General features: G+C 59.8%; 16 protein-coding genes. 2 read left to right on the top strand and 14 right to left on the bottom strand.

Annotation, left to right across the window (positions count from 1 at the left end; genetic code table 11):
- Window positions 1-4: 4 nt before the first annotated feature.
- The 7 genes from CFBP4996_RS19265 to CFBP4996_RS19235 all read right to left on the bottom strand — a co-directional run bounded on the left by CFBP4996_RS19265 (window position 5) and on the right by CFBP4996_RS19235 (window position 8,063).
- Entirely contained in the window at window positions 5-1,870 is a 1,866-nt protein-coding gene (locus CFBP4996_RS19265; protein ID WP_080854170.1) for a DUF2264 domain-containing protein, read from the bottom strand.
- Between the two features lie 70 nt (window positions 1,871-1,940).
- Window positions 1,941-3,221, bottom strand: a complete 1,281-nt coding sequence (locus tag CFBP4996_RS19260) for an ABC transporter substrate-binding protein (protein WP_080854171.1) — start codon at window positions 3,219-3,221, stop codon at window positions 1,941-1,943.
- A 48-nt stretch (window positions 3,222-3,269) separates the two neighbouring features.
- Window positions 3,270-3,974, bottom strand: coding sequence for a DUF624 domain-containing protein (locus CFBP4996_RS19255; protein ID WP_080854172.1), 705 nt, complete (start codon window positions 3,972-3,974; stop codon window positions 3,270-3,272).
- A 19-nt stretch (window positions 3,975-3,993) separates the two neighbouring features.
- On the bottom strand, window positions 3,994-5,103 hold the full coding sequence (locus CFBP4996_RS19250; protein ID WP_080854173.1) for an ABC transporter ATP-binding protein: 1,110 nt from the start codon (window positions 5,101-5,103) through the stop codon (window positions 3,994-3,996).
- Between the two features lie 13 nt (window positions 5,104-5,116).
- Entirely contained in the window at window positions 5,117-6,289 is a 1,173-nt protein-coding gene (locus CFBP4996_RS19245; protein WP_080854174.1) for a glycoside hydrolase family 88 protein, read from the bottom strand.
- Window positions 6,290-6,293: 4 nt separating this feature from the next.
- Window positions 6,294-7,130 carry a carbohydrate ABC transporter permease gene (locus CFBP4996_RS19240; protein WP_080854175.1) on the bottom strand — a complete coding sequence of 279 codons (837 nt, stop codon included), beginning with the start codon at window positions 7,128-7,130 and terminating at the stop codon, window positions 6,294-6,296.
- Window positions 7,131-7,133: 3 nt separating this feature from the next.
- Window positions 7,134-8,063 carry a carbohydrate ABC transporter permease gene (locus tag CFBP4996_RS19235; protein WP_416172225.1) on the bottom strand — a complete coding sequence of 310 codons (930 nt, stop codon included), beginning with the start codon at window positions 8,061-8,063 and terminating at the stop codon, window positions 7,134-7,136.
- A 247-nt stretch (window positions 8,064-8,310) separates the two neighbouring features.
- On the opposite strand from CFBP4996_RS19235, the gene CFBP4996_RS19230 reads away from it, so the two are divergent.
- Both CFBP4996_RS19230 and CFBP4996_RS19225 read left to right on the top strand, forming a co-directional pair.
- On the top strand, window positions 8,311-10,098 hold the full coding sequence (locus CFBP4996_RS19230; RefSeq protein WP_080854177.1) for a heparinase II/III domain-containing protein: 1,788 nt from the start codon (window positions 8,311-8,313) through the stop codon (window positions 10,096-10,098).
- Between the two features lie 10 nt (window positions 10,099-10,108).
- Entirely contained in the window at window positions 10,109-10,906 is a 798-nt protein-coding gene (locus CFBP4996_RS19225; protein ID WP_080854178.1) for a carbohydrate-binding protein, read from the top strand.
- 55 nt (window positions 10,907-10,961) lie between these two features.
- On the opposite strand, the gene CFBP4996_RS19220 is transcribed toward CFBP4996_RS19225, so the two are convergent.
- From CFBP4996_RS19220 to CFBP4996_RS19190, 7 genes are all read right to left on the bottom strand, one after another.
- On the bottom strand, window positions 10,962-11,714 hold the full coding sequence (locus tag CFBP4996_RS19220) for a FadR/GntR family transcriptional regulator (RefSeq protein WP_080854179.1): 753 nt from the start codon (window positions 11,712-11,714) through the stop codon (window positions 10,962-10,964).
- Between the two features lie 144 nt (window positions 11,715-11,858).
- Window positions 11,859-12,869: a 2-hydroxyacid dehydrogenase gene (locus tag CFBP4996_RS19215; RefSeq protein ID WP_080854180.1), complete on the bottom strand. Its 1,011-nt coding sequence runs from the start codon at window positions 12,867-12,869 to the stop codon at window positions 11,859-11,861.
- Window positions 12,870-12,929: 60 nt separating this feature from the next.
- Window positions 12,930-14,552: an ABC-F family ATP-binding cassette domain-containing protein gene (locus CFBP4996_RS19210; RefSeq protein ID WP_003519640.1), complete on the bottom strand. Its 1,623-nt coding sequence runs from the start codon at window positions 14,550-14,552 to the stop codon at window positions 12,930-12,932.
- A 124-nt stretch (window positions 14,553-14,676) separates the two neighbouring features.
- Window positions 14,677-15,915 carry a vWA domain-containing protein gene (locus CFBP4996_RS19205; protein WP_080854181.1) on the bottom strand — a complete coding sequence of 413 codons (1,239 nt, stop codon included), beginning with the start codon at window positions 15,913-15,915 and terminating at the stop codon, window positions 14,677-14,679.
- Between the two features lie 168 nt (window positions 15,916-16,083).
- Complete coding sequence (locus CFBP4996_RS19200; RefSeq protein ID WP_059757870.1) at window positions 16,084-16,962, bottom strand: transglutaminase family protein; 879 nt, start codon at window positions 16,960-16,962, stop codon at window positions 16,084-16,086.
- A 4-nt stretch (window positions 16,963-16,966) separates the two neighbouring features.
- On the bottom strand, window positions 16,967-19,372 hold the full coding sequence (locus CFBP4996_RS19195) for a circularly permuted type 2 ATP-grasp protein (protein ID WP_020808587.1): 2,406 nt from the start codon (window positions 19,370-19,372) through the stop codon (window positions 16,967-16,969).
- Between the two features lies 1 nt (window position 19,373).
- Window positions 19,374-22,700 (bottom strand): transglutaminase family protein, encoded by a 3,327-nt coding sequence (locus CFBP4996_RS19190; protein WP_080854182.1) that lies wholly within the window; start codon window positions 22,698-22,700, stop codon window positions 19,374-19,376.
- Window positions 22,701-22,781: the final 81 nt, after the last annotated feature.

Here is a 22,781-nt window from a genome sequence, read left to right as displayed (position 1 = left end):
TCCGTCAGCCTGCGTGGTTTTCATCGAGAGCATAGGCGGGAACGCGCCGTCCCTCCCGCTTGAACATCTCTTCCAGCCCGGGGAGATCGGGACTTTCGGGGAGGACAGCCAATGCGGCCTCTGCTTCTTTGCCGGCCGGCAGTGCCATGGCCGCCGTCACCAGCAGCGTTTCGCCGGAGGCGATGGTGCCGCGCAATTGCGGAACAAGGGTTCTGGCGTGGATGAGGTTGGTATTGGCGATTGCCTGATGGCACACGCCTTCGCGCTGAATGCCAGCCGAAAGATCGACGATGAGGCTGGTGTCAGTCTGTCCGTAACAGACGGCGCGACCTTCACTCGCCTCGGTGCGGTCGCGGTTGAAATCGGCACGTTCTATGGCAAATCCGCCTTCCGATGTTTGCAGCGGGCGCGGGGTGCGGATGCGATGCAGCCTTATGTGCCAGGGGTTTTGCGGCACGAGCCAGGTCTCGATCTCGACATCCGCCCATGGCCGCCAGCGGGAATAGAGGCAGTCTTTGGCGATCAACGCCTCTTCCATCGTCTCGCGGGTGCGGAAGTGCACGCCGTCGTCGGAAAGGCCGAGCATGCCGTCGAAACTCGCGGCGGCGAAATGCCGGTCATCCGCCTCGACATTGAAGGCATAACGGGTGGAATAGACGAATTTCGAATATTTTTCCTGCGCGCCGCGCATCCTGTCGTGCTGCTGCCCGGAGGACAGGACCACGATATTGCCTGGCGTATGAAAGGCCACCATGCCCGGCTCCGCCAAGGGAACCGGTTCGGCAAATTCCTGCGGTTCGGCCTCCTCCGCGGTCCAGAACGGGTGATCGGCGGGCAGCGCCAGTGGCAGGAAAAATTTGAGCGCCCAATAGGGCGAGCAGGGAGAATTGTAGCTCTCGCTCATCAGAAGATTTGGGTAGCCATATCCGACCGACAGGACGCCGTCGCGGTCCGCGATAGGCCGCTTCGACCACCAGCGGATATGGCGCATGTAATAACCCTTGATCTCTGGCCACGGCAGCGCTTCCAGACCGGAAAAGGCAAGAGCGCCCCAGAAACCGCCCGCCGCAAAACGGTAGGTCTGGCTGCGCCCGAAGGCGAGCGACGCCCCGTCGGGCCCGAACCAGTGGCGTATGTCACGGGTGAAAATGCGGGAGCGTTCGAGCAAGCGTGTCTTTCGCGTGTCGTCACCTTTCGCCAGCACCGTATAGATCAGGCCGTAAAAATGCATTGCGAAGGGAATATAATGGTCGACCCGGCGCACCGGCCCGTCGCGATACCAGCCGTTGCCGATATCGAAAGCCTCGAGTTCATCGAGATAGGTTTGGGTCTTCGTCCGGTCGAATTCCACGCCGACCCGCTCCAGCCCGAGATCGATCAGAACGCGGAAGAATTTCCAGTTATTGTCGACGAATTCCCGCTCGCGGGCGGCGAGAAGATAGGCGGCGACAGCCTGCCTGTCCGTTTCGGCAAGCGGCTCCCAGATATGTTCGGGTACCATGGCGAGCGCAAATCCTATCGCCGCCAGTTCGACCAGCCGCTGGTGCCGATCAGCCGTATCGCCCCAATATTCGGGGTGGGCGGGGTTGGTGCCATTGGCCAGTCCACGCCTGTAGAGATACCAATGGGGAAAATCATAACCGCCGGCGGCAAGCGGAACGATGCCCCATAATGGCCGGGCAAAACCCTCCAGTTCCGCCGCAGGAAAATCGAAAATCGCCCCCGTTGCTCCGAGCCGGACGCGCGCGCCGCCCGGTGAAAAACAGGCAAGCAGCGGGTTGAAGAGATCGATCACCGCCTTTGCGAGATCGTCCCTGCCGAGAAGCGGATTGTGAAAGAGCGGATTGGCTGTGGCGGTCTCGTGAGGCACGGTTACGAATGTCCGGAATTCATGATCTAAGGAAAGGGCCGCAGGCTCATCGCCCGCGGCCCTGTGGCAATTATTTGATGGCCTTGACGCCGTCATTCATGTCCTTGATGCCGTCATCGATGGAGATATTGTCGGTCATCAGCGCATCATGCACGCGGTTCAGAACGACTTCGATCTTGGCCGCATTCGGATTGACCGCCATTTCCAGATAGGCCTTGCCCGCCTGCAGCGCGTCCTTGCTGTTCTGGTCCTGCGGGAAGCCTGGCAGCGCTGCGATCTTCTCGGCCACATCATCGGTTCTGAGCGCAGGGAAAGTGCCGGTGGAGGCGATGATCGCCGCACCCTCAGGCCCGGTGACGAAGTGGATGAAGTCCAGCGCCGCTTCCTTGTGGCCGGAATTGGCATTGACCGACAATCCGGCAATCTGCGCGGCCGTCGCGCCTGCCGCCACACCATCCGGATGGGGGAATTTCACGATGCCCCAATTGACGCTTTTCGACTCGCCGGATTTCACCTTGGCGATCTGGGTGCCGACAAACCATGTGCCCATGGGCAGCATGCCGATCGTTCCGTTGAAGAACAGAGCGGAATAATGGGTGTTCGATGTTTTCAGCGAGGCGTAGGACGGTATCGCGCCGCTCTTCTGCAGGGCAAGCGCACGCTCATACCAGGGTTTCAGGAATTCATAATTGCCGTCCACCAGCGTGTGCTTGCCATCCTGAATACCGGGCAGCTGCACGGTCGAACGCCAGGTGTGCAGCAGTGCGCCATAGGTGCGGTTGGCGCCCATGCCGCCCTTCAGCTTGCCGGCGATCTCATCGAATTGCGCCCAGCTCATGTCGTTGGTGGGGTAAGGCACGCCGGCCTTGTCGAAAATATCCTTGTTGTAATAGACCACCCAGAAATCCGAGCGGAACGGCAAAGCATAAATCTTGCCTTCGATGGTCAGCTCTTCGATCAGGCCGCCATAGGGGGCCGTCTCGATCTTCTGGTCCTTGATGAAACCGCTGAGATCGGTGATGTTGCCGGCGCGCACCAGATTGGCGTAGCCGGGCACATCCTTGATGGTGACGACATCGATATCCTTGGAGCCACCCGTGAGCTGCGTGGATATCATCTGCGTATAATCCTGTGAGCCGAGGTCGACCACCTCGAACGTCACATTCGGATGCTTCTGCTTGTAGGCCTCCATCAAGGGCTTGAAATATGCGCCCTTGTCCAGATCCCACAGCGCCCATTTCAGCGTGACGGGCGCATCGCCCGCAGCGAACGCCGTTCCTCCCATGCCCATGGCAATGCCGAGACCGGCGGTTGCGAGAGCGAATGCACGTCTGGTTGTCTTAAACTCCATAGCCCGTTTCTCCTTCCCTGACTGATGTCGTTTTGATTCTGGTCTGCTTTAAGTGCCGCTCCCCGCCGGTTCGGGCATCCGCGCGCGTGTTTTTGCGGCGGCGTTTCTCGCTGCGAAACAGAGAGCGAACATGCCGAGCGAAAAATTGATGGTGGCCGGCATGAACACCGACACCGGATAAAAGAGGATATGCGCTATCCAGAGCGCTGCGACGAAGCCGAGCGCGGCAAGCATCGGCAATGGCCTGATGAGCGCCAGAAACGCCGCCTGCCGCAGGGTTTCCGAAAGCGGCAGGTCCCGCTTGGCCAGAACAACGCTGGCATAGGCGCTGAGGAGGATGAGAAACAGCGTGACCGCCAGGCTGATCGCAAAAGGCAGGCTATAGGCGAGCTGAAGCCGGGCGGCCCCGGCATAGCTGACAGTCGCGTAACCACCGGCGCTCACCAGCAACGCGCTTAAAACCACAAGCGCGGTGCCGCGCAGGGCGAATTTCCGCAAGGCCTCGAGAAAGTCGCGCAGCAGATAGGTATTCTCGTCATTTGCGAAGGAAATAGAGATGCGGGCCATGGCCAGCATCGCCGCCGGCATCGTCACCACCGGCAGGCTGGCGATGATGAAGAGGAGGTTGAGCTTCACCATCTCCCACCATTCGCGCTTGATGATATCGAGGAACAGGACAAGACCGGTCAGCGGCGGGGCGTTCTTGTCGATCCCGGCCCCTTCCTTTGTCCATAACCCTTCCAGCCATTGCATCGCGTTTCTCCCCGTCGCCTCAATAAAGGATCGATCGCTCGGTGGCGGGATCGAAAAGCTGCGCATTCGTCAGATCGGCCACCAGTTCGACGGGATCGCCGATCTTCGCCCTGAAACGCGGTGAGACGCGTGCGACGAGGTTTCTGCCGCCGGAGACGAGGTTAAGATGCACTTCCGATCCCATCGGCTCCGCCAGTTCCACCGTCGCCCGAAAGGGTGCGACGTTGGCGGCATCGATATCCGCCGGAGCGAATTCGTGGAAATTTTCCGGACGGATACCGAGAACGATGTCCTTTCCTTCATGGGGGAGCAGGCGTGCGGTATCGATGCCCGCCGGCAGAGGCAGCGGATTGCCGTCGAACAGGGCGATGAAGCGGTCGCCGTCGCGGCGCAGCGTGACGGGCAGCATGTTCATCTGCGGCGCGCCGATGAAACCCGCAACGAACATGTTGATCGGCCGGTCGTAGAGGTTTTGCGGCGTATCCACCTGCTGGATATGGCCGTCCTTCATCACCACGATGCGGTCCGCCATGGTCATGGCTTCCACCTGATCGTGGGTAACGTAAATGAAGGTGGCGTCCAGCCGCTTGTGCAATTTGGAGATTTCCGAACGCATGGTGCCGCGCAGCTTGGCGTCGAGATTGGAAAGCGGCTCATCGAGCAGGAAGACTTCCGGATTGCGCACCATGGCGCGGCCGAGCGCAACACGCTGGCGCTGGCCGCCGGAGAGCGCTTTCGGCTTGCGGTTCAAGAGATGGGTGATGTCGAGAATTTTCGCCGCATCCTTGACCTTGGTGTCGATGAGATCGCGCGGCGCCTTTCTGAGTTCCAGACCGAAGGCCATGTTCTTGTAGACCGTCATATGCGGATAAAGCGCATAGTTCTGGAACACCATGGCGATGTCGCGATCCTTCGAGGGTACATCGTTCATCACGTCCTCGCCGATACGCAACTCGCCGCCGGAGATTTCCTCCAGCCCGGCGATCATCCTGAGCGTCGTGGATTTTCCGCATCCGGAAGGGCCGACCAGAATGATGAATTCCTTGTCGGCAATATCCAGATCGATATCGTGAACGACCTTGAGCGCGCCGAAGGTCTTGTTGAGTTTTTTCAGGGAAATGCTAGCCATCTGTTCCTCGCGCTCACCAATAGGAAGACCAGTTGCGCGAAAGCCGGATCAGCGCTTCCAGATAATAATAATCGCCCCAGGAGACGCATTCGTCGACGCCTTCGCCCCGGCAGGTATTATGGGGCGTCTTCTTGGAATAGGTGCCGTGCAGAAGCTGCCCGTTGGAGATCGCGGGATCGCGAACCGAATAGATATCGGCGAGGCTTTTCACCATGCGCCTTGCCAGATCGCGATATTCCGCCGCCTTTTCCGGCGTCTCCAGCTCCGCCATTTCCAGAAGGCCGCAGGCGACGATGGCCGCTACCGAGCTGTCGCGCGGTTCGCCATCGCCATCCGCAAAAATCAGGTCCCAATAGGGTATGAGATCGTCGGGCAGGCGTTTGAGATAGAAGGCGAGAAGCCGCTCGAAGGTGTCGCGATAGGCGGGCAGGCGCTCATATCGATAGGAAATGGCCATGCCGGCAATGCCCCAGGCCTGTCCGCGGGCCCAGTAGCTCTCATCGCTGTAACCCTGTTTTGTGACACCGCGCACCGGAGCGCCGGTCTCCGGGTCCATGTAAAATGTATGATAGGTGGAATCGTCCGGCCGGACGGAATGGGCAAGCGTGGTGCGGGCATGGGCAAGCGCCACGGTGCGGTAGTCTTCCCGGCCTGTTTCGCGGCTCGCCCAATAGAGCAGCGGCAGGTTCAAAAGGCAGTCGATGATATAGCGATATTCGTTGGGATTATCCCTGCGGCCCCAGGCCTGGATGAATTGCCCGACCGGCTGGAACCGCTCCATCAACTGGTCCGCCGCCATCAGCGCCGCGCGTCTTCCATCCTCATCGCCCACCAGTTTCCATGCGGCGATGCAGGAGGGCGAGTAGAGAAAGCCCATATCGTGGTGATCGGTCTCGATGCGGTTTTCGATACGGTGCAGGAAACTCTGCACCTGAATTTGCGCCGCATGCTGAAAGGTCCTGTCGCCGGTATGCTCGAAGGCGAGCCATATCTGGCCGGGCCAGAAACCGGCGGTCCATTGGTCGTTGGCGACTGCCGGGTAAAAGTTCTTCACGCTCGAATGGTTCTGCGCCGCATAGGTAAATTGCGGCAGGTTGCGCCTGACCTGCGCGACGGCCACGGCCAGCGCAGCATCGATTTCGGCGTCTGTGATCGGGGTTGGGACGGACGTGGTCAAATCGAGCATGAAATCAACCCTTGAGGCCGGTGGAGGCGACGCCTTCGACGAAGAAGCGCTGCAACGCCAGGAAAACGACGAGAACCGGGATGAGCGCCACGACCGAGGCGGCCATGATCAATCCGTATTCCGCCGAATATTGCGAAATGAACATGCGCAGGCCGATCTGGATGGTCTTCAGCTCGGTCTTGGTGAGATAGATCATCGGACCCATGAAGTCGTTCCAGGTCGTGACGAAGGTGAAGATCGTCAAGGTGGAAAGCGCCGGTTTGGAAAGCGGCAGCATGATCTTCGCCCAGATCTGGTATTCGTTCATGCCGTCGATGCGCGCCGCCTCGCAGAGCTCGTTCGGGATCGACATGTAGAATTGCCGCATCAGGAAAACGCCGAAGGCGGTGAAGGCCTGCAGGAAAATCAGGGCGAGATGGGTATTGTTGAGCCCGAATTCGCGCATCAACAGAAACTGCGGCACCATATAGACCTGCCAGGGCATGGCGATGGTGGCGATATAGCCGAGAAACAGCGTGTTCTTGTAGGGAAAATGCAGCTTGGCGAAGGCGTAGGCCGCAAAGCTTGAGGTCAGCAATTGCAGCAGTGTGACGATGATCGTCAGCTTCGACGTGTTGTAGATGAATAGCGCCAGCGGGATTTTAGTCCAGATTTCCACGTAGTTTTCCCAGCGCGGCTGCGAGGGGATCCATTCGATCGGGAACGCGAAGACATCGCGGCTGAGTTTCAGCGACGCCGACAGCATCCATGCGAAAGGCAACAGCATGACGATGGTGACGACGATCACCGTCAGATAAATACCGATCGTGGCGGCGGGGATTTTGCGGCCCATGATGCGCATGGATCAATCCTCCCGCTGCCGTTTGAACTGGACGATGGTGACCATCAGGACGAGGAAGAAAAGGACGAGCGCGATCATGCTGGAATAGCCGAGATCCCAGGAGATGAAGGCCTCATTGTAGATGTGATAGACGAGAACCAGCGTCGAAGTGCCGGGACCGCCCTGCGTGATCATATAGACCTGATCGAAAACCTTGAAGGACTGGATCGTCAGCATGACGGTCACGAAAAAGGTCGTCGGCGCAAGCTGCGGCAGGGTGACGTGGATGAATTTCTGCCAGGCATTGGCGCCATCCAGCCCCGCGGCTTCATAAAGCTCCGAATTGATGCCCTGCAGCCCGGCGAGATAGATGACCATGTAATAACCCATGCTCTTCCACACGCCGAAGAGAATGACCGTGACCATGGCCCAGTGCCGGTCCGCCGCCCATCCCGGCATGTCGGCGGGATCGAGGCCGAGCGTATAGAGCAGCATGTTGACCGGACCCATCTCCGGATTGAAAATCATGTTCCAGACGACGGCCACGGCGACCAGCGATGCGACATAGGGAAAGAACATGGCCGTGCGGAAGAAATTGCGGCCGCGGATTTTCTGGTTGAGCAGGATCGCAAGGCCGAGTGCGCAGGCGAGCGTGGCCGGCACCGACGCGACGGTGTAGATGACCGTGTTCCAGAAGGCCGCGATGAAGGCCCTATCCTCGAAAAGCCGCCAGAAATTATCGAGACCGGCAAAACGCATGGCATTGGAGCCGTCCCAATGCATGAAGGCCAGCGCAAAGGCAAAGAGGATCGGTCCGAGCGTGAAAATCGCAAAGCCGAGAAAATTGGGCGCAATGAAGGAATAGGCGACGAGCGCATTTTCTATTCTGCGCCGCCGTTTGGAGACGATGCGGAGTTTTTTCCTGCGATACGGAGTCGCCTGCTTGTCGGACATGGTCGCGGTTGCGATTGCCACAGCATATCTCCCATTGCCGCCGTTTCACTGTTTCATCGGTGCCGGCTGCCTGCATTTTCCATTGCGGTCCGGGTCTTCGCCCTGCCGCCTCCCGCGCTCTGGATAACACAATATCGATATTGGTCAAACAACTTTGCATAAAGTCAGACAAATTTTCTGGTTTTTCAAAAATACGTATGATAGGAGGCCCATATCGGATTGCGGAACGCGCGGGAGGTTTGAGGGCGTGTTTGTCGAAATGATGCGGCTTCTGCCAGAACGGTTCGCCGATTTCGGCGCGGAACTGACGGCGCAGAAAATACGGTCTTCAGCACCGGGCGCGGTTTCCCGTAGTCTCATCGAGGCGGCGGAACAGACGCTTGACGAGCCTTGGTCCACAATTCTGGCGGGCGACTACCGGGAATATAGCCGCACCGGCAATCGCGATCGTTTCGAGGCGCTTTATTTTTCCCGACGACTGAAGCTGAATACGCTGGTTCTTGGAGAATGCGCCGAGGGGCAGGGTCGCTTTCTCGATGCCATCATCGATGGTCTTTGGCTGATATGCGAGGAGAGCGGCTGGCAATTGCCCGCCCATAATTCCCATATTCGCGGCGGCCCACGAGATCCTCTGCCCGATCCGCGAGACCCGGTGATCGACCTGTTCGCTGCCGAAACGGGTGCCAATCTCGCTTTGTGCCTGCATTTGCTGGCACCGGAACTGGAAAGGGCAAATGTAAACCTCGTTTCCCGCGTCCGCGCCGAGATCGACCGGCGCATTACAAAGCCCTATCTCGCCCGGCATTTCTGGTGGATGGGGAATGGCGACGAGCGGATGAACAACTGGACGGCCTGGATCACCCAGAACGTCCTTCTCTCGACCCTGCTATTGCCCACCGACCAGTCGACGAGGCGTACGGTCGTGGAAAAGGCGCTCAAGAGTCTCGATGCGTTTCAGAAGGATTATGCGGAAGACGGCGCCTGCGAAGAGGGCGTTCTTTATTATGGCCATGCGGCACTTTGCCTGTTCGGGGCGATGAGCATTCTCGAAGCCTCAGCGCCCGGCTTCATGGCGCCGCTCTTTCATGCGTCGAAGCTGCGCAGCATGGCCGAATTCATTTTCAACATGCACGTGGCGGAAGACCGGTTCTTCAACTTCGCCGATGCGCCGGCGAAGGTCGATACATCCGGCGTGCGGGAATATCTTTTCGGCAAGGCCGTTTCTTCGCCACGGCTTCAGGCTTTCGCTGCCGCCTGCTGGAACCGCTCACCGGACCGGCTGATGTGCAAGGAGTGGAACCTCTGGTATCGGGTCCAGGCGGTTCTTACCATCCCGGGATTGTCCTCGCTTATTCCTGCGGAACCGGCAAAGACCGACATCGCCTATCCCGGCATCGGTCTGGCGATTGCCCGCGATGGGGTTTTCGATCTTGCCGTGAAGGCGGGCAATAATGGCGAGAGCCACAACCACAACGATGTCGGCAGTTTCACGCTTTATAAGAACGGCCGGCCGTTCATCATCGATGTCGGGGTGGAAACCTACACCGCAAAAACCTTCTCGCCGCAGCGCTACGACATCTGGACGATGCAATCGGCCTTCCACAATCTGCCGACTTTCGGCGGCGTCATGCAGGCCGCCGGGGCAGAGTTTACGGCGAGAGATTTTATGACAGAATTCTCTGAAGAGCAGGCGGAAGTCTCTTTCGATATAGCCGGAGCCTATCCCGCCGTGGCTGGCGTTGAATATTATCGTCGCTGCGTCAGATTGCTGCGTGGCAGCCATGTGGAAGTCCTTGACGACTATCAGGGCGGGCAGGAGGCGGTTCTGTCGCTGATGGCTGCCGAGAAGCCCGTCGTCACGCCGGGCGGCCTGATCTTTGCGGGGCTGGGAGAGATAGCCTGCGAAGGCGCAGGAGAACCCGCCATCGAAGCCATAACAATCGACGATGCCCGCCTTCGCCAGTCCTGGCCACCGGTGATCTATCGCATTCTCATCCCCATCGCAGCCCAGCGTCTGTGCCTGACGATCAGTTAAGGAAGTGCCGATGAAGCTTACACTCAAGGTCGTCAATGCGGTGGGTGATGTTCTGGCGAAAGCCGGAGCGGAGGACGAAGCTTTGCTCGTCTATCGCGCGGAATATTGCGAGGGCGACAGGCTTGTCGTCGAGGTTTCGCAGCCCGGTCATATCTGGCTTGCGCTCGATGCTGGCATGCCGCCGACGCTGGTTTTCCTGCACGGAAATGAATTCATCCTGCCCGTTCCTTTCGCGGCGAAACGCAAATCCTATCCGCCGCAGGCTTTCAGCGGTAACCTTCACCGGATCACCGCGCGCCGCACACTTGCCGGTGAAATCGAGGTTCGCAGGAATCTGGCGCTCAACCCGTTTGACGATCATGAAAACACCTCGCTGTTTCCGCACGTCTATGCGAGCACGGAAACGCGCGGGGAGGCGGCCTTCGCGGCCCGCAATGTCATCGATGGTGAAAAGGCGAGCGCGGGCCACGGCTTCTGGCCTTATACAAGCTGGGGCATCAACCGCGATCCCGAAGCTTCGCTGACCCTCGTATTCGGCCGCGCCGTCCTCATCGACCAGCTGACTTTTTACCTGCGGGCGGACTTCCCCCATGATGCCTGGTGGGAAAAAGCGAGCGTCACTTTTTCCGACGGCGAAAGCGCAAGCTTTTCCCTGCAAAAAACCGGGGCGGCCCAAACCTTCCCGGTCGCGCCGCGACGGGTGGAATGGATCCGTCTGCATGATCTTAAAAAAGCCGATGATCCTTCGCCCTTTCCCGCGCTGACGCAAATCGAGGTCTGGGGAGCGGATCTGCGGGAAGCACCGTAGCGCCTGATCGCCCCTTTCGGGCACAGAGCTACGACCCGGTTTTACTGAAAACCCTTTAGCTGTGCGCGATGCCGCGCAGATCGCGCATCATGTCGCGGTAGCGGTGCTGGCTGCCGCGCAGATGCGCCTGCATCGCCAGCTTCGCGGCCTGTTCGTTCCGGTCCGATATGGCGATGACGATGGCTTCATGTTCCTTGTGGATCAATCGCCGGTAAGCTGTCTGGTCGTTCTCGCCGGTTTCGGAAACCACGCGCGATTGTGGAATCACGGCCTGGCCGTGCAGCTCGAGGAACTGTGTGAAAAGCGGATTGTTGGTGGCGGCCGCAATCGCCAGATGCAGCGCCAGATCCGCCTCGCGAATGGAGCGGTTCTCCTCGATACATTGCAGAAGCCGGGCGTGACAGTCGAAAATCGCCTCCTCCTGCGAAGGCGAACGGCGGAGGGCGGCGAGCCCCGCCGCTTCGATTTCGAGCGGTGTCCTGATTTCCAGCACCTCCAGATCGGAAGAGAGCCGGGCGCGGTCGATGCCGGGTGTGGGCGATGCGTCCTTTTCACGCTTCAACACGAAAATGCCCGCCCCCTGACGCACCTCCACCAGCCCGTCGCAGCGTAGCGCCGTCACCGCCTCGCGCACCACGGTGCGGCTGACGCCATGGGCTTCCGTCATCTCGATTTCGCTGGGCAGGCGGTCACCGGGTCCATATTGCCCGGAGGCAATCGCGTTTCTCAGGCTGAGGCTAACTCTGCTGACCAGAGAACCGGAGGATTTGCTGCGCTGTTTTTGCTGTTCAGGCACGTCGGTCACCATGCATTGAAATCGAGGCAGGCGTGAAGCCTGTCAAATATGTATGATGAATTTCAGTAAAACTCAATGATCATACCAATTTTACCCGCCTTCGTGCAGAGGACGCGCAGAATGGTATTAAAAATCTCCGGCTTCTGACCGGAGTCACTAGGCCGGGCCGGCAAACTGCTCCGTGGAAACGGCATGTAGCGCCCTGCCGGTCCTGAAAAAGCTTTCGATATTGCCGATCGTGGTGTCCGCGATGTTCCTGAGGGCCTCCTGCGTGAAGAAACCCTGATGGCCGGTGACCAGAACATTGGGGAAGGTCAGCAGCCGCGCGAAAACATCGTCGCGCAGCACGTCGTTGGAAAGATCCTCGAAAAAGAGATCGGCCTCTTCTTCATAGACATCGATGCCGAGACTGCCGATTGTGCCGTCTTTCAGACCCGCAATTGCCGCCTGCGTGTCGATGATGGCGCCGCGGCTGGTATTGACGAGCATCACGCCCTTTTTCAAAAGCGGCAACGTCTCCCGGCGAATGAGGTGACGGGTCTCCGGTGTGAGCGGGCACATCAGCGCCAGAATGTCCGATGTCCGAAACAGTTCCTCGCGCGTGACGTAGACCATGCCCAGTGCTTCGCAATCCGGATTTGGCCGTACGTCATGGCCAACGAGACGGCAGCCGAAGCCGGCCGCAATGCGCGCGAAAATCGCCCCGATCTTGCCCGTGCCGATAATGCCGATCGTCTTGCCGTGAAGGTCGAAGCCAAGCAGGCCATCGAGGGCGAAATTTCCTTCGCGGACACGGTTATAGGCGCGATGGATCTTGCGGTTGAGCGACAGGATGAGCGCCATGGTATGTTCGGCGACCGCATAGGGCGAATAGGCCGGCACGCGCGCAACGGTCAGGCCGAGCTTTTCGGCGGCGGCGAGATCGACCTGATTGAAACCGGCGCAGCGCAGGGCAATGAGCCGGATACCCATTTCCGCAAGCTTTTCAAGCACCGGCCGCGACAGGTCGTCATTAACGAAGGCGCAGATCGCCGCCGCTTCCTCCGCCAGCGCCACTGTCTCGAGAGACAGGCGTGCTTCGCAATATTGCATCCGCATGCCAGCGTGGGCGGCAGCGTCAAGGAACTGCCTGTCATAGGGTTTGGCGCTGTAGACCACGATCCGCATCTGTTTCTCCAGTCTCCAAACGAAAGCTGCCGTTACAATGCGACGCGTCCGGCAGGTGGCTTAGCTACGAAGGCCCGGTGCTTCCTGTCCCGTGCTTTCCACATATTCGGTATAGCCGCCGCCATATTGGTGGATACCATCGGGCGTCAGTTCCAGCACCCGGTTGGAAAGCGCGGCGAGGAAATGGCGGTCGTGCGAAACGAACAGCATCGTGCCCTCATAATCCGACAGGGCCTTGATCAGCATTTCCTTGGTGTCGAGATCGAGATGGTTGGTCGGCTCGTCCAGCACGAGGAAGTTCGGCGGATCGAACAGCATGGCGGCCATTACGAGACGGGCCTTTTCACCGCCGGAAAGAACACGGCAGCGTTTTTCCACGTCGTCGCCGGAAAAGCCGAAACAGCCGGCAAGGGCGCGCAACGGCGCCTGCCCCGCCTTCGGAAAACGCTCCTCCAGCCATTCGAGAATGGTGCTGTCGCCATCCAGAACATCCATGGCGTGCTGGGCGAAATAGCCGAGCTTGACGCTGGCGCCGAGCGTGACATTGCCGGAATCCGGTTCCGCCGTGCCGGTCACCAGCTTCAGCAGCGTCGATTTTCCAGCGCCGTTGACGCCCATGATGCACCAGCGTTCCTTGCGCCGCACCATGAAATCGAGCTCGCCATAGATCGTGCGGCTGCCATAGGCCTTGTTCACCTTCTTCAGCGCCACGACATCCTCGCCCGACCGGGGCGCCGGCGCGAATTCGAAAGCCACCGTCTGACGCCGTTTTGGCGGCTCGACGCGGTCGATCTTCTCGAGTTTCTTCACGCGGCTCTGCACCTGCGAGGCGTGCGAAGCGCGGGCCTTGAAGCGTTCGATGAACTTGATTTCCTTGGCGAGCATGGCCTGCTGGCGTTCGAACTGCGCCTGCTGCTGCTTTTCGTTCTGCGCGCGCTGCTGTTCGTAAAAGCCGTAGTCACCGGAATAGGTGGTGAGATTGCCGGCATCGATTTCGATGATCTTGGTGACGATACGGTTCATGAATTCGCGGTCATGCGACGTCATCAGCAAAGCGCCGTCGTAGTTTTTCAGGAAATCCTCGAGCCAGATCAGGCTTTCGAGATCGAGATGGTTCGACGGTTCGTCGAGGAGCATCACGTCCGGGCGCATCAAGAGGATGCGAGCGAGCGCCACGCGCATCTTCCAGCCGCCGGAAAGCTTGGAAACATCGCCGTCCATCATCTCCTGGCTGAAGCTCAACCCGTCCAGCACTTCGCGCGCACGGCCTTCCAGCGCGTAGCCGTCCAGTTCCTCATAACGCGCCTGCACTTCGCCGTAACGTTCGATGATGGTGTCCATCTCGTCCATCCGGTCGGGATCGGACATGGCGGCTTCCAGTTCCCGAAGTTCGGCCGCCACTTCGCTGACGGGGCCTGCGCCTTCCATGACTTCCGCGACGGCCGAGCGGCCGGACATTTCACCGACATCCTGATCGAAATAACCGACCGTCATGCCCTTTTCGACGACGACCTGGCCCTCGTCTGGCTGCTCTTCGCCGGTAATCATCCGGAACAGCGTGGTCTTGCCGGCGCCGTTCGGACCGACAAGGCCGATCTTCTCACCGCGATTGAGCGCGGCGGAGGCCTCGATATAGAGAATACGGTGACTGTTCGACTTGCTGATGTTTTCGATGCGGATCATGACAGGGCCTGTGAATGGGAGCGGCCCTCCTATGCCACGGGCCGTCGCCGCTGTCACCTGCCGCACACGTCTTGTCAGCCATGCAGCCGACAAGACGCTCCGGAGCAAAGCTCCGGAAACGAAATCAGTTGGTGAGCGTGGCTATGCTGCCGGCAGCCTTGCGGGCGATTTCGCCAAAGGCAGTGACGATCTGCTCCATGTTTTCCGGCGCGTAATAATTGTCGAGGCTCGATGCGCAATATTGCAACAGCGACTTGCCCTTGTCCGGCGCCATGAAGGCGACGCTGAAAATCTTGATCCCGTCTTTCTTGGCGGTCTCGCAGGTGGTGCGCACGGACTGGTCGATGCTGGAGTTCCACGAGGCGCTGTTGCCCGTCATTTCACCGTCGGTCATGAGAACGATATAGCGCTCGAAGGATTCGTTCCCCTGCGCTTTGTGTGCTTTCGCTTCGTCGGTGTTGGCTTTTTTTAGGGCGTTATAGGCGGCGGTCAGGCTGCTGCGGGCATCGGTGCCGCCGGTAGGGAATTCCGGGATTTGCTTGTCCACGTAGCTGACAACGCTGCTCGTACCCCAGCTGATGGGCTGGGCCGGATAGGTCTCATGTGTATAGACCGAGGCGCCTGTGCGAACGAGCTCGGAACCGCCGCTTGCGGTATAGGTCGGGTCAGCTTTGTTCAATGTTGCGACGAGGAACCCGACGGCGGTTTTGAGCGAGGTGGCCTTGTTGACATAGCAGGGACTGGACGTGACCTGCGCTTCGCTCTTGCCCCAATTGTTGGAAGTGTAGTTCGGGCAGGATTTTTTCGCGGTATTGATGGTGTCCGTCTTGAATGACATCGAACCGGAACGATCAAGCGCCAGATACATGGAGATAGGTGCGCCCTTGTTGACGGTGCTCTTTGCGGTGCCCGTTACCGAAAGATCGAGTGTTTTTGCGCCAATGAACCCGAGCAGCGGATTGAGCTGTACACGGTGGTTGATCGTGGTCTCAACGGTATAGGTCTTGCCGCGGGCATTTTCCGTCGTCGTGATATTGGTCGGAGAATTCTGCTCCAGTTCCTTTTTCTCTTCCGCGGTCAGGTTCTTTTCCATCTGGGCCGCGATGAAGTTCTTGGCGATTTCCTTGATCTGCTCGTCCGTCAGGTCGCCCATTTTCAAACGGGCCTCGGTGGCCGCCGCAAGGGCTGCAGAATCCGCGGTATTCTGCATATCCGCTTTCACCTGCATCACATTCGCCAACTCCATGCCGGCGCCGGCAAAACCCAGCAACACCGGCAGCAGAATGGCCGTCATCATGCCGAAATTGCCGCTGGTATCGGCAAGAAAACGACGCTTCGGTTTTTGATGTGCAGAGGCGGTCATGACGGGCTCACGGATTAGAATATTCGACTGAGCACAGAAAAACCGCAAACGATGTAAAATCCGCTAACGTGATTGGTTCAATTTTACGCAGCGTTCAAATTGGAGCAGTTTTCGAAGTATTTTCAAGAATTGTTTGGTGCGATGGCCGCAATAATACACATCGTGTCATTATTGGACGGGGATGACGTCGACAGCCTGTTTTATCTGCTGGTTGCCATAGCTCTTCAAGACACCGATCACCGGGGCGACATCGGAATAATCCCGGCCGTAACCGACGACGATATGGTCGCTTCCGGCGACGATATCATTGGTGGGATCGAGTTCCAGATAGCCGGCTGCTTCCCCGCACCAGACGCGAACCCAGGCATGCATTGCATCGGCGCCTTCAAGTCTTTCCTTGCCCGGTGGCGGAATGGTGCGCAGGAAACCGCTGACATAACCGGCGGGAATGCCGAGGCTGCGCAGCGCCATGATCATGATATGCGAAAAATCCTGGCAGACGCCGCGCTTCAGCTTGAAGGCTTCCGATGGCGTCGTATCGACGGTCGTCGCCTCGCCGTCATAGGTAAAGTCCTTGTGGATGCGTTTGCACAGAGAGAGCGCGATTTCGCGAATGGTCATTCCCGGTTTCAGCAATTCCCGGGCATAGGCGGATATTGCCGCATCCATTCCGATCCTTGGGCTCGCACCGATGAAGTGGTGCGGCGACTGGAAATCGAGCGACCAGACATCGGCCAGGTCCTGCGGCAGGCGGGAAAGCTCGGGCGAAAAATCCGCCGTCAGCGCCGGCGCCTCCACCATCACGCGGGCCTGCATGCGGATATCCAGCTTTTCATGCGGCGCGCGCAGATGCACTGACGTGGCCGATTGATGAAAGAAGTCTTCGAAGGTGGCACGTTCTTCCGGTACCGGCGAAACATCGATGGAGCCGGCGACAAGTCGCTGCCGGCCGGGGATGGAGAGCGGCAGGACGCGGATGATGTGGCGCGCGCCGTGGGCCAGCGTGTCGTAGGTGTAACCCATATGCAGGGAAAGATCGTAAAGCATAGGATTATCCGAGATAGGTCCGGGCCAGAACATCGGAGAGATGTTCCATGTCGGTTTCGAGTTGGCGATAGATCGCGCCGTTCATGTTTTCCGGCGTCATGACCGCAAGCCCGGAATGCAGGCGCATCGCCTCGCGGTAGAAGGGCGACATCTGGCCGTTCACGAAGGCGTTCGGAAGCTGTTCCACCTCGGTGCGAATCTCGTTCAGCTGGAACAGGATCGAGCGGGGATTGAGCGGGTCGAGCGCCAGGAGATCGGTCACGGTCAGGCCGGCCGTATTGACGTTGTAGCGGCGGCGATGGGTCATGACGCTGTCGCCGATTTCGAGCAGCATGTCATAGGAGCCGTCGGGCGCATCCGGGCCGGTCATATGGCCGAGAAGACGTGTCATATGCAGGCCGCGCTCCAGGTAACGACCAATCGACAGGAAACGCCAGCCGGTGAAGCGATACATGTTTTCGTGCACGAGACCGGCAAAGCCCGCAAGTTTGCGCAGCAGGATCGTCATGGCATGGGTAGCGTCGTCGCCGGGGGCCACTTTCGCATGGAAACGGCGGGCGGTCTTGGCAAGGTCGTTCAGCGCCAGCCATCCGTCAGGCGAAAAGCGGTCGCGGATATTGCTGGCGGAATAAAGCGCGCTGTTGATGTTGTTCAGCAGGCTTTCCGGCACGGCATCGCTCATCTCCACATCGAGCGCTTCGAGATAGCGTGTCACATGCGCGAGCAGAGGCTGGCGCGGATCTGCGGATTCGGCATAACGCCCGTGCCAGGCGCGCAGGATGCGCAGGGCGCCTTCCGAACGCTCGATATAACGGCCGAGCCAGAACAGATTGTCGGCTGCGCGGCTCGGCAGGCTGCCCGGCATATTGCGGGTAAAGCTTTCTTCCGCCGGCAGAAGCGTGGTGCGTTCCACCGGCTTGTCGCTGACGATCCAGACATCGGCCGCACTGCCGCCCGATTGCATGGCAATGGCGGAGACATCGTTGCTGCTGCCGATACGCGCGAAGCCGCCGGGCATGATCTGCCAGCCATCCTGGGTGCGCGCGGCAAAAACGCGAAGGCTCATCGGGCGCGGCACGAGCTTGTTGTCGATATAGGCCGGGGTTGTCGAAAGCGTCACCACTTCCTGTCCCACCAGCCTGTGGCCGTCGGAGGCGAGCCAGTCGCTGATCGATTCCTTCGCCGTTTCACGCAGCGACGAGCCAAGCACGGATTGACCGTTGTCGTCAAAGAAGGGAAGCCGGGAATAAGCGGGGCCGATGACCATACCTTCTATATTACCGGCGACATGGCGGCGTTCCGATTCCTGCCCGCACCACCAGGTGGCAATCGATGGCAGTTTCAACTCCTCGCCCAGAATGTGGCGGCAGATGCGCGGCATGAAGGCGAGCAGCGCCCGCGTTTCGAGAATGCCGCTGCCGAGCGCATTGACGACGGTGAGGGCTTCATTGCGCAGCGCCTGCACCATGCCCGGCGTGCCGATATGGGATTGCTGGTTCAGTTCCAGCGGGTCGGAATAGGAGGCGTCGAGACGCCGCCAGAGAACGCCGACCGGTTTCAGTCCCGCTACGGTTCTGACCATGACGCGACCGTTGACGACGGTGAGGTCTTCGCCTTCCAGCAGCATGAAGCCGAGATAACGGGCGATATAGGCGTGTTCGAAATAGGTTTCGTTGGCGGGGCCGGGCGTCAACACGGCGATCCGGTCGTCGGGGTGCTTTCTTTGCGCCTGCAGCGTGTCGCGGAAAGCGCCGAAAAACGAGGCCAGACGATGCACATGGGTTTCGGCATAGATATCAGAAAGTGCACGGGTGGTGGCCACCCGGTTTTCGAGCGCGAAACCCGCACCGGAAGGCGCCTGCGTCCGGTCGGCCAGCACCCACCAGTTGCCGTCAGGTCCGCGCCCGATCTCGAAGGAACAGAAATGCAGATAATGGCCGCTTGCCGGTTTCACGCCGACCATGGGCCGCAGATATTCCGGATTGGAGGCGATCAGGGCCGGGGGTACGAAACCTTCTTTGACCAGCCGGTTTTCGCCATAAAAATCGGCGACCATGGCTTCCAGAAGATTGGCGCGCTGTTTCAGCCCCTCGGAAAGAACCGCCCATTCCCTGTCGTCGATCAGGACCGGAATATGGGAGATCGGCCAGTTTCTTTCGCTGCTGCCCTTGCCGTAATCGCGATAGAACACGCCGGCATCGCGCAGATAGCGGTCGGTGCGGGCAAAGCGCTCGTGCAATTCCCGTTCCGACATGCGCGACAGGGCGTCGAGCAGGGTCTTCCAGACCGGCCTGACCTTGCCGTTGGTATCGAGCATTTCGTCGGCAACGCCCGGCAAGGGGGAATATTCGAGCCCACGCGGTTGCGCGCTCGTTTCCGTCTTGCGTTCCGTTGCCGGGGCTTTGGACAATTTACACTCCGTAAGGCCGACGCAGATCGAGCGTCAGCGGAAATTCTGGCGACATGGTTTCCGCTTGTAGCGGATATTGCCCTGCCGTATGCCCCCATGGTTCGAAACGGGCGAGGCGGCGTGCCTCGGCCTCATTGCCGTTGACGGGAAACGTCTCGTAATTGCGCCCGCCCGGATGAGCAACATGGTAGATGCATCCGCCGATCGATCGCCTCGACCATGTATCATAAATGTCAAAGGTCAAGGGTGAATTGACGGGCAGAACGGGATGCAGGCCGGAAGCGGGCTGCCATGCCTTGAAGCGAACGCCGGCGACCGCGACGCTGCGGTTTTCCGTCGGGGTCAGCGGCACGGCGCGGCCGTTGCAGGCAACCGCGTAGCGGGCGGGATTGGAGGTTTCCAGCCGCACCTGCAGGCGCTCGACGGAGCTGTCGACATAACGCACGGTTCCGCCGATGGCGCCCTGTTCGCCCATCACATGCCAGGGCTCCAGCGCCTGGCGCAGTTCCAGCTTCGCGCCCTCATATTCCACCTCGCCGAAGAAGGGGAAACGGAATTCCTGCTGGGCGGTGAACCATTCCGGCTTGAGGTCGAAACCGTTTTCCCTGAGGTCGGTAAGCACGTCGAGGAAATCCGCCCAGATATAATGCGGCAGCATGAAGCGGTCGGCGAGCGCTGTACCCCAGCGCACGAATTTGCCGGCGGCCGGATTTTTCCAGAAGCGGGCGATGAGGGCGCGCACCAGCAATTGCTGGGCGAGCGACATGCGCGCGTTGGGCGGCATTTCGAAACCGCGGAATTCCACAAGGCCAAGGCGGCCAGTCGGCCCGTCAGGCGAAAACAGCTTGTCGATGCAGATTTCCGCGCGATGGGTATTGCCCGTCACATCCGTCAGAAGATTGCGGAACAGCCGGTCGACAAGCCATGGCAGCGGCGGCACGCCTTCTCCGGGGGCAGGCACCTGCGCAAGTGCGATCTCCAGCTCGTAGAGACTGTCGTGGCGGGCTTCGTCGATACGCGGCGCCTGGCTCGTCGGGCCAATGAAGAGACCTGAGAAGAGATAGGAGAGCGAGGGATGCCGCTGCCAGTGCAGAACGAGGCTTTTGAGAAGATCGGGCCGGCGCAGGAACGGGCTGTCATTGGGGTTGGCGCCGCCCACGACCACATGGTTGCCGCCGCCGGTGCCGGTGTGGCGGCCGTCGATCATGAACTTGTCGGCGCCGAGATGCGATTGACGCGCCTCCTCATAAACAGCCGTGGTGATGTCGACGCAATCCTTCCAGCCCGCGGCGGGGTGGATGTTGACCTCGATGACGCCGGGATCGGGTGCGACGCGGATGACATTGACGCGCTCGTCATGCGGCGGCGCATAACCCTCGATATGGACGGGCAAACCAAGATCGGCGGCTGCCGCTTCCGCTGCTGCAATCAGTTCCAGATAGTCCTCGATGCGCTCGACCGGCGGCATGAAGACGCAGAGCCTTCCGTCACGCGGTTCCACCGACATGGCGGTGCGCACCGCGCCGCCGATTTCGCCGAGCGTCTGTTCGATGCGCTCCTGCCCCGGGGCCTCGCTGGCATGGAAGGAGGCTTCGGGCATGGCGCGGCCCGATGGCGTCAGGACATCGGGAAGCGGACCACGGGGGATCGAAGGATCGGCCTCATGAATATAGGGATAGGCGGATGGCGGCACATAGGGCAGGGTGCCAAGCGGCAGACGGTAACCCACCGGGCTGTCACCCGGAACGAGGAATATTTTTCCGCGCCGCGTCTTCCATTTTTCGCTGATCCAGCGCTTGCCGGCGGCGCGCGCATTCCACGCCTGAACGGGAAGAATATAGCCGGTCGGCGTCGTCAGTCCCCGCTCGAAGACGCGGGCCATGCGGTTTCGCTCCTCCGGGTCTTTCAGCTTGGAATTGGATGGATCGACATTGTCGGGAAGGCTGCCTTCCTTGATGATCCATTCGGCCGGATCCTCATAGGCCGGCAGCACCAGCTCAGGCTCGATGCCGAGATGGGAGGCTATGCCGCCCAGCAGTTTCTGCGCATCTTCCGCCTTGACGCCCGTATTTGCGCCCTCCTCGGCGATCAGCGCCGGGTTCTGCCAGATCGGCAGGCCGTCCTTGCGCCAATAGAGCGAGAAGGTCCAGCGCGGCAGGCTTTCGCCCGGATACCATTTCCCCTGCCCGTAATGCAGAAAGCCGCCCGGTGCGAAACGCTCACGCAGGCGGCGGATCAGGGCATCGGCCTTTTCACGCTTTGTCGGCCCGACCGCGCCGGTGTTCCATTCGTCGGATTCGAAATCGTCGATGGAAACGAAGGTCGGTTCGCCGCCCATGGTCAACCGGACGTCATGGCTGTTCAGAACATCATCGACCTCCTGGCCGAGCGCGTTGAGTTCCTCCCAGCTTTCATCCGAAAAGGGTTTGGTGATGCGCGGCGTTTCCGCAACCCGCCGGACCTGCATGTCGAAGGCGAATTCCGTATTGGCATGGCCGTAATAACCGCCGGAAATCGGCGCCGCATTGCGGTAATGCGGCGTTGCCGCCAGCGGAATATGGCTCTCGCCCGTCAGAAGCCCCGAGGTGGGGTCGAGGCCGATCCAGCCCGCGCCGGGCATATAGACTTCGGCCCAGGCATGCAGATCGGTGAAGTCCACTTCGGTGCCGGATGGGCCATCCAGCGCCTTGAGATCGGGGGTAAGCTGAATGAGATATCCCGACACGAAACGGGCGGCGAGGCCAAGATGCCGCAGAACCTGCACCAGCAGCCAGCTCGTATCGCGGCAGGACCCCTTGCCGGAAGCAAGCGTTTCCTCCGGCGTCTGGACGCCCGGTTCCATGCGGATGACGTAACCGATCTCCTGTTGCAGGCGGGCATTGAGGCCAACGACCATGTCCACCGTCTGCTGCCCCGGCGTGCGGTCGACGGTGGCCATGAAGGCGGCAAGCAGCGGGCCTGTCGGCTCCGGCTTCATGTAGATGGAAAGGTCGTCGCGCAATTCCTGCGGATAGTCGAAGGGCCACTTTGTCGCCTCTTCCTCCACAAAGAAGTCGAACGGATTGTAAACCGTCATATCGGCGACAAGATCGACCTCGATCTTAAATTCCGTCGCCGGCTCGGGAAAAACGAAGCGGGCGAGGTAATTGCCGTAGGGATCCTGCTGAAGGTTCACGAAGTGATTGGAGGGCGAAACCTTGAGCGAATGGCTGATGACGCGGGTTCTGGAGTGCGAGGCGGGCTTTAATCTTATGATCTGTGGTCCAAGGCGAACCGGATTGTCGTATTTATAATGCGTCAGATGATAGATGCTCGCTTTGATCGCCATTAATCTGCCTTGCTCGGTTTTCCGGCTTATGCGGTTTGTCCGCCCCTCTGAAATTATTCGGATTTTGTGCAATGCAGGAAA

This window comes from Agrobacterium leguminum (genome assembly GCF_005144435.2).
GTDB lineage: Bacteria > Pseudomonadota > Alphaproteobacteria > Rhizobiales > Rhizobiaceae > Agrobacterium > Agrobacterium leguminum.
This window is presented reverse-complemented; position numbering and strand designations above follow the sequence as displayed.

Bases quoted from the DNA above. Each gene is read 5' to 3' on its own strand.
- CFBP4996_RS19190 (WP_080854182.1), bottom strand. From the start codon at position 22,700: ATGGCGATCAAAGCGAGCATCTATCATCTGACGCATTATAAATACGAC.
- CFBP4996_RS19200 (WP_059757870.1), bottom strand. From the start codon at position 16,962: ATGCTTTACGATCTTTCCCTGCATATGGGTTACACCTACGACACGCTG.
- CFBP4996_RS19210 (WP_003519640.1), bottom strand. From the start codon at position 14,552: ATGATCCGCATCGAAAACATCAGCAAGTCGAACAGTCACCGTATTCTC.
- CFBP4996_RS19245 (WP_080854174.1), bottom strand. From the start codon at position 6,289: ATGCTCGATTTGACCACGTCCGTCCCAACCCCGATCACAGACGCCGAA.
- CFBP4996_RS19240 (WP_080854175.1), bottom strand. From the start codon at position 7,130: ATGCGCATCATGGGCCGCAAAATCCCCGCCGCCACGATCGGTATTTAT.
- CFBP4996_RS19225 (WP_080854178.1), top strand. From the start codon at position 10,109: ATGAAGCTTACACTCAAGGTCGTCAATGCGGTGGGTGATGTTCTGGCG.
- CFBP4996_RS19205 (WP_080854181.1), bottom strand. From the start codon at position 15,915: ATGACCGCCTCTGCACATCAAAAACCGAAGCGTCGTTTTCTTGCCGAT.
- CFBP4996_RS19235 (WP_416172225.1), bottom strand. From the start codon at position 8,063: ATGTCCGACAAGCAGGCGACTCCGTATCGCAGGAAAAAACTCCGCATC.
- CFBP4996_RS19250 (WP_080854173.1), bottom strand. From the start codon at position 5,103: ATGGCTAGCATTTCCCTGAAAAAACTCAACAAGACCTTCGGCGCGCTC.
- CFBP4996_RS19260 (WP_080854171.1), bottom strand. From the start codon at position 3,221: ATGGAGTTTAAGACAACCAGACGTGCATTCGCTCTCGCAACCGCCGGT.
- CFBP4996_RS19220 (WP_080854179.1), bottom strand. From the start codon at position 11,714: ATGGTGACCGACGTGCCTGAACAGCAAAAACAGCGCAGCAAATCCTCC.
- CFBP4996_RS19215 (WP_080854180.1), bottom strand. From the start codon at position 12,869: ATGCGGATCGTGGTCTACAGCGCCAAACCCTATGACAGGCAGTTCCTT.
- CFBP4996_RS19255 (WP_080854172.1), bottom strand. From the start codon at position 3,974: ATGCAATGGCTGGAAGGGTTATGGACAAAGGAAGGGGCCGGGATCGAC.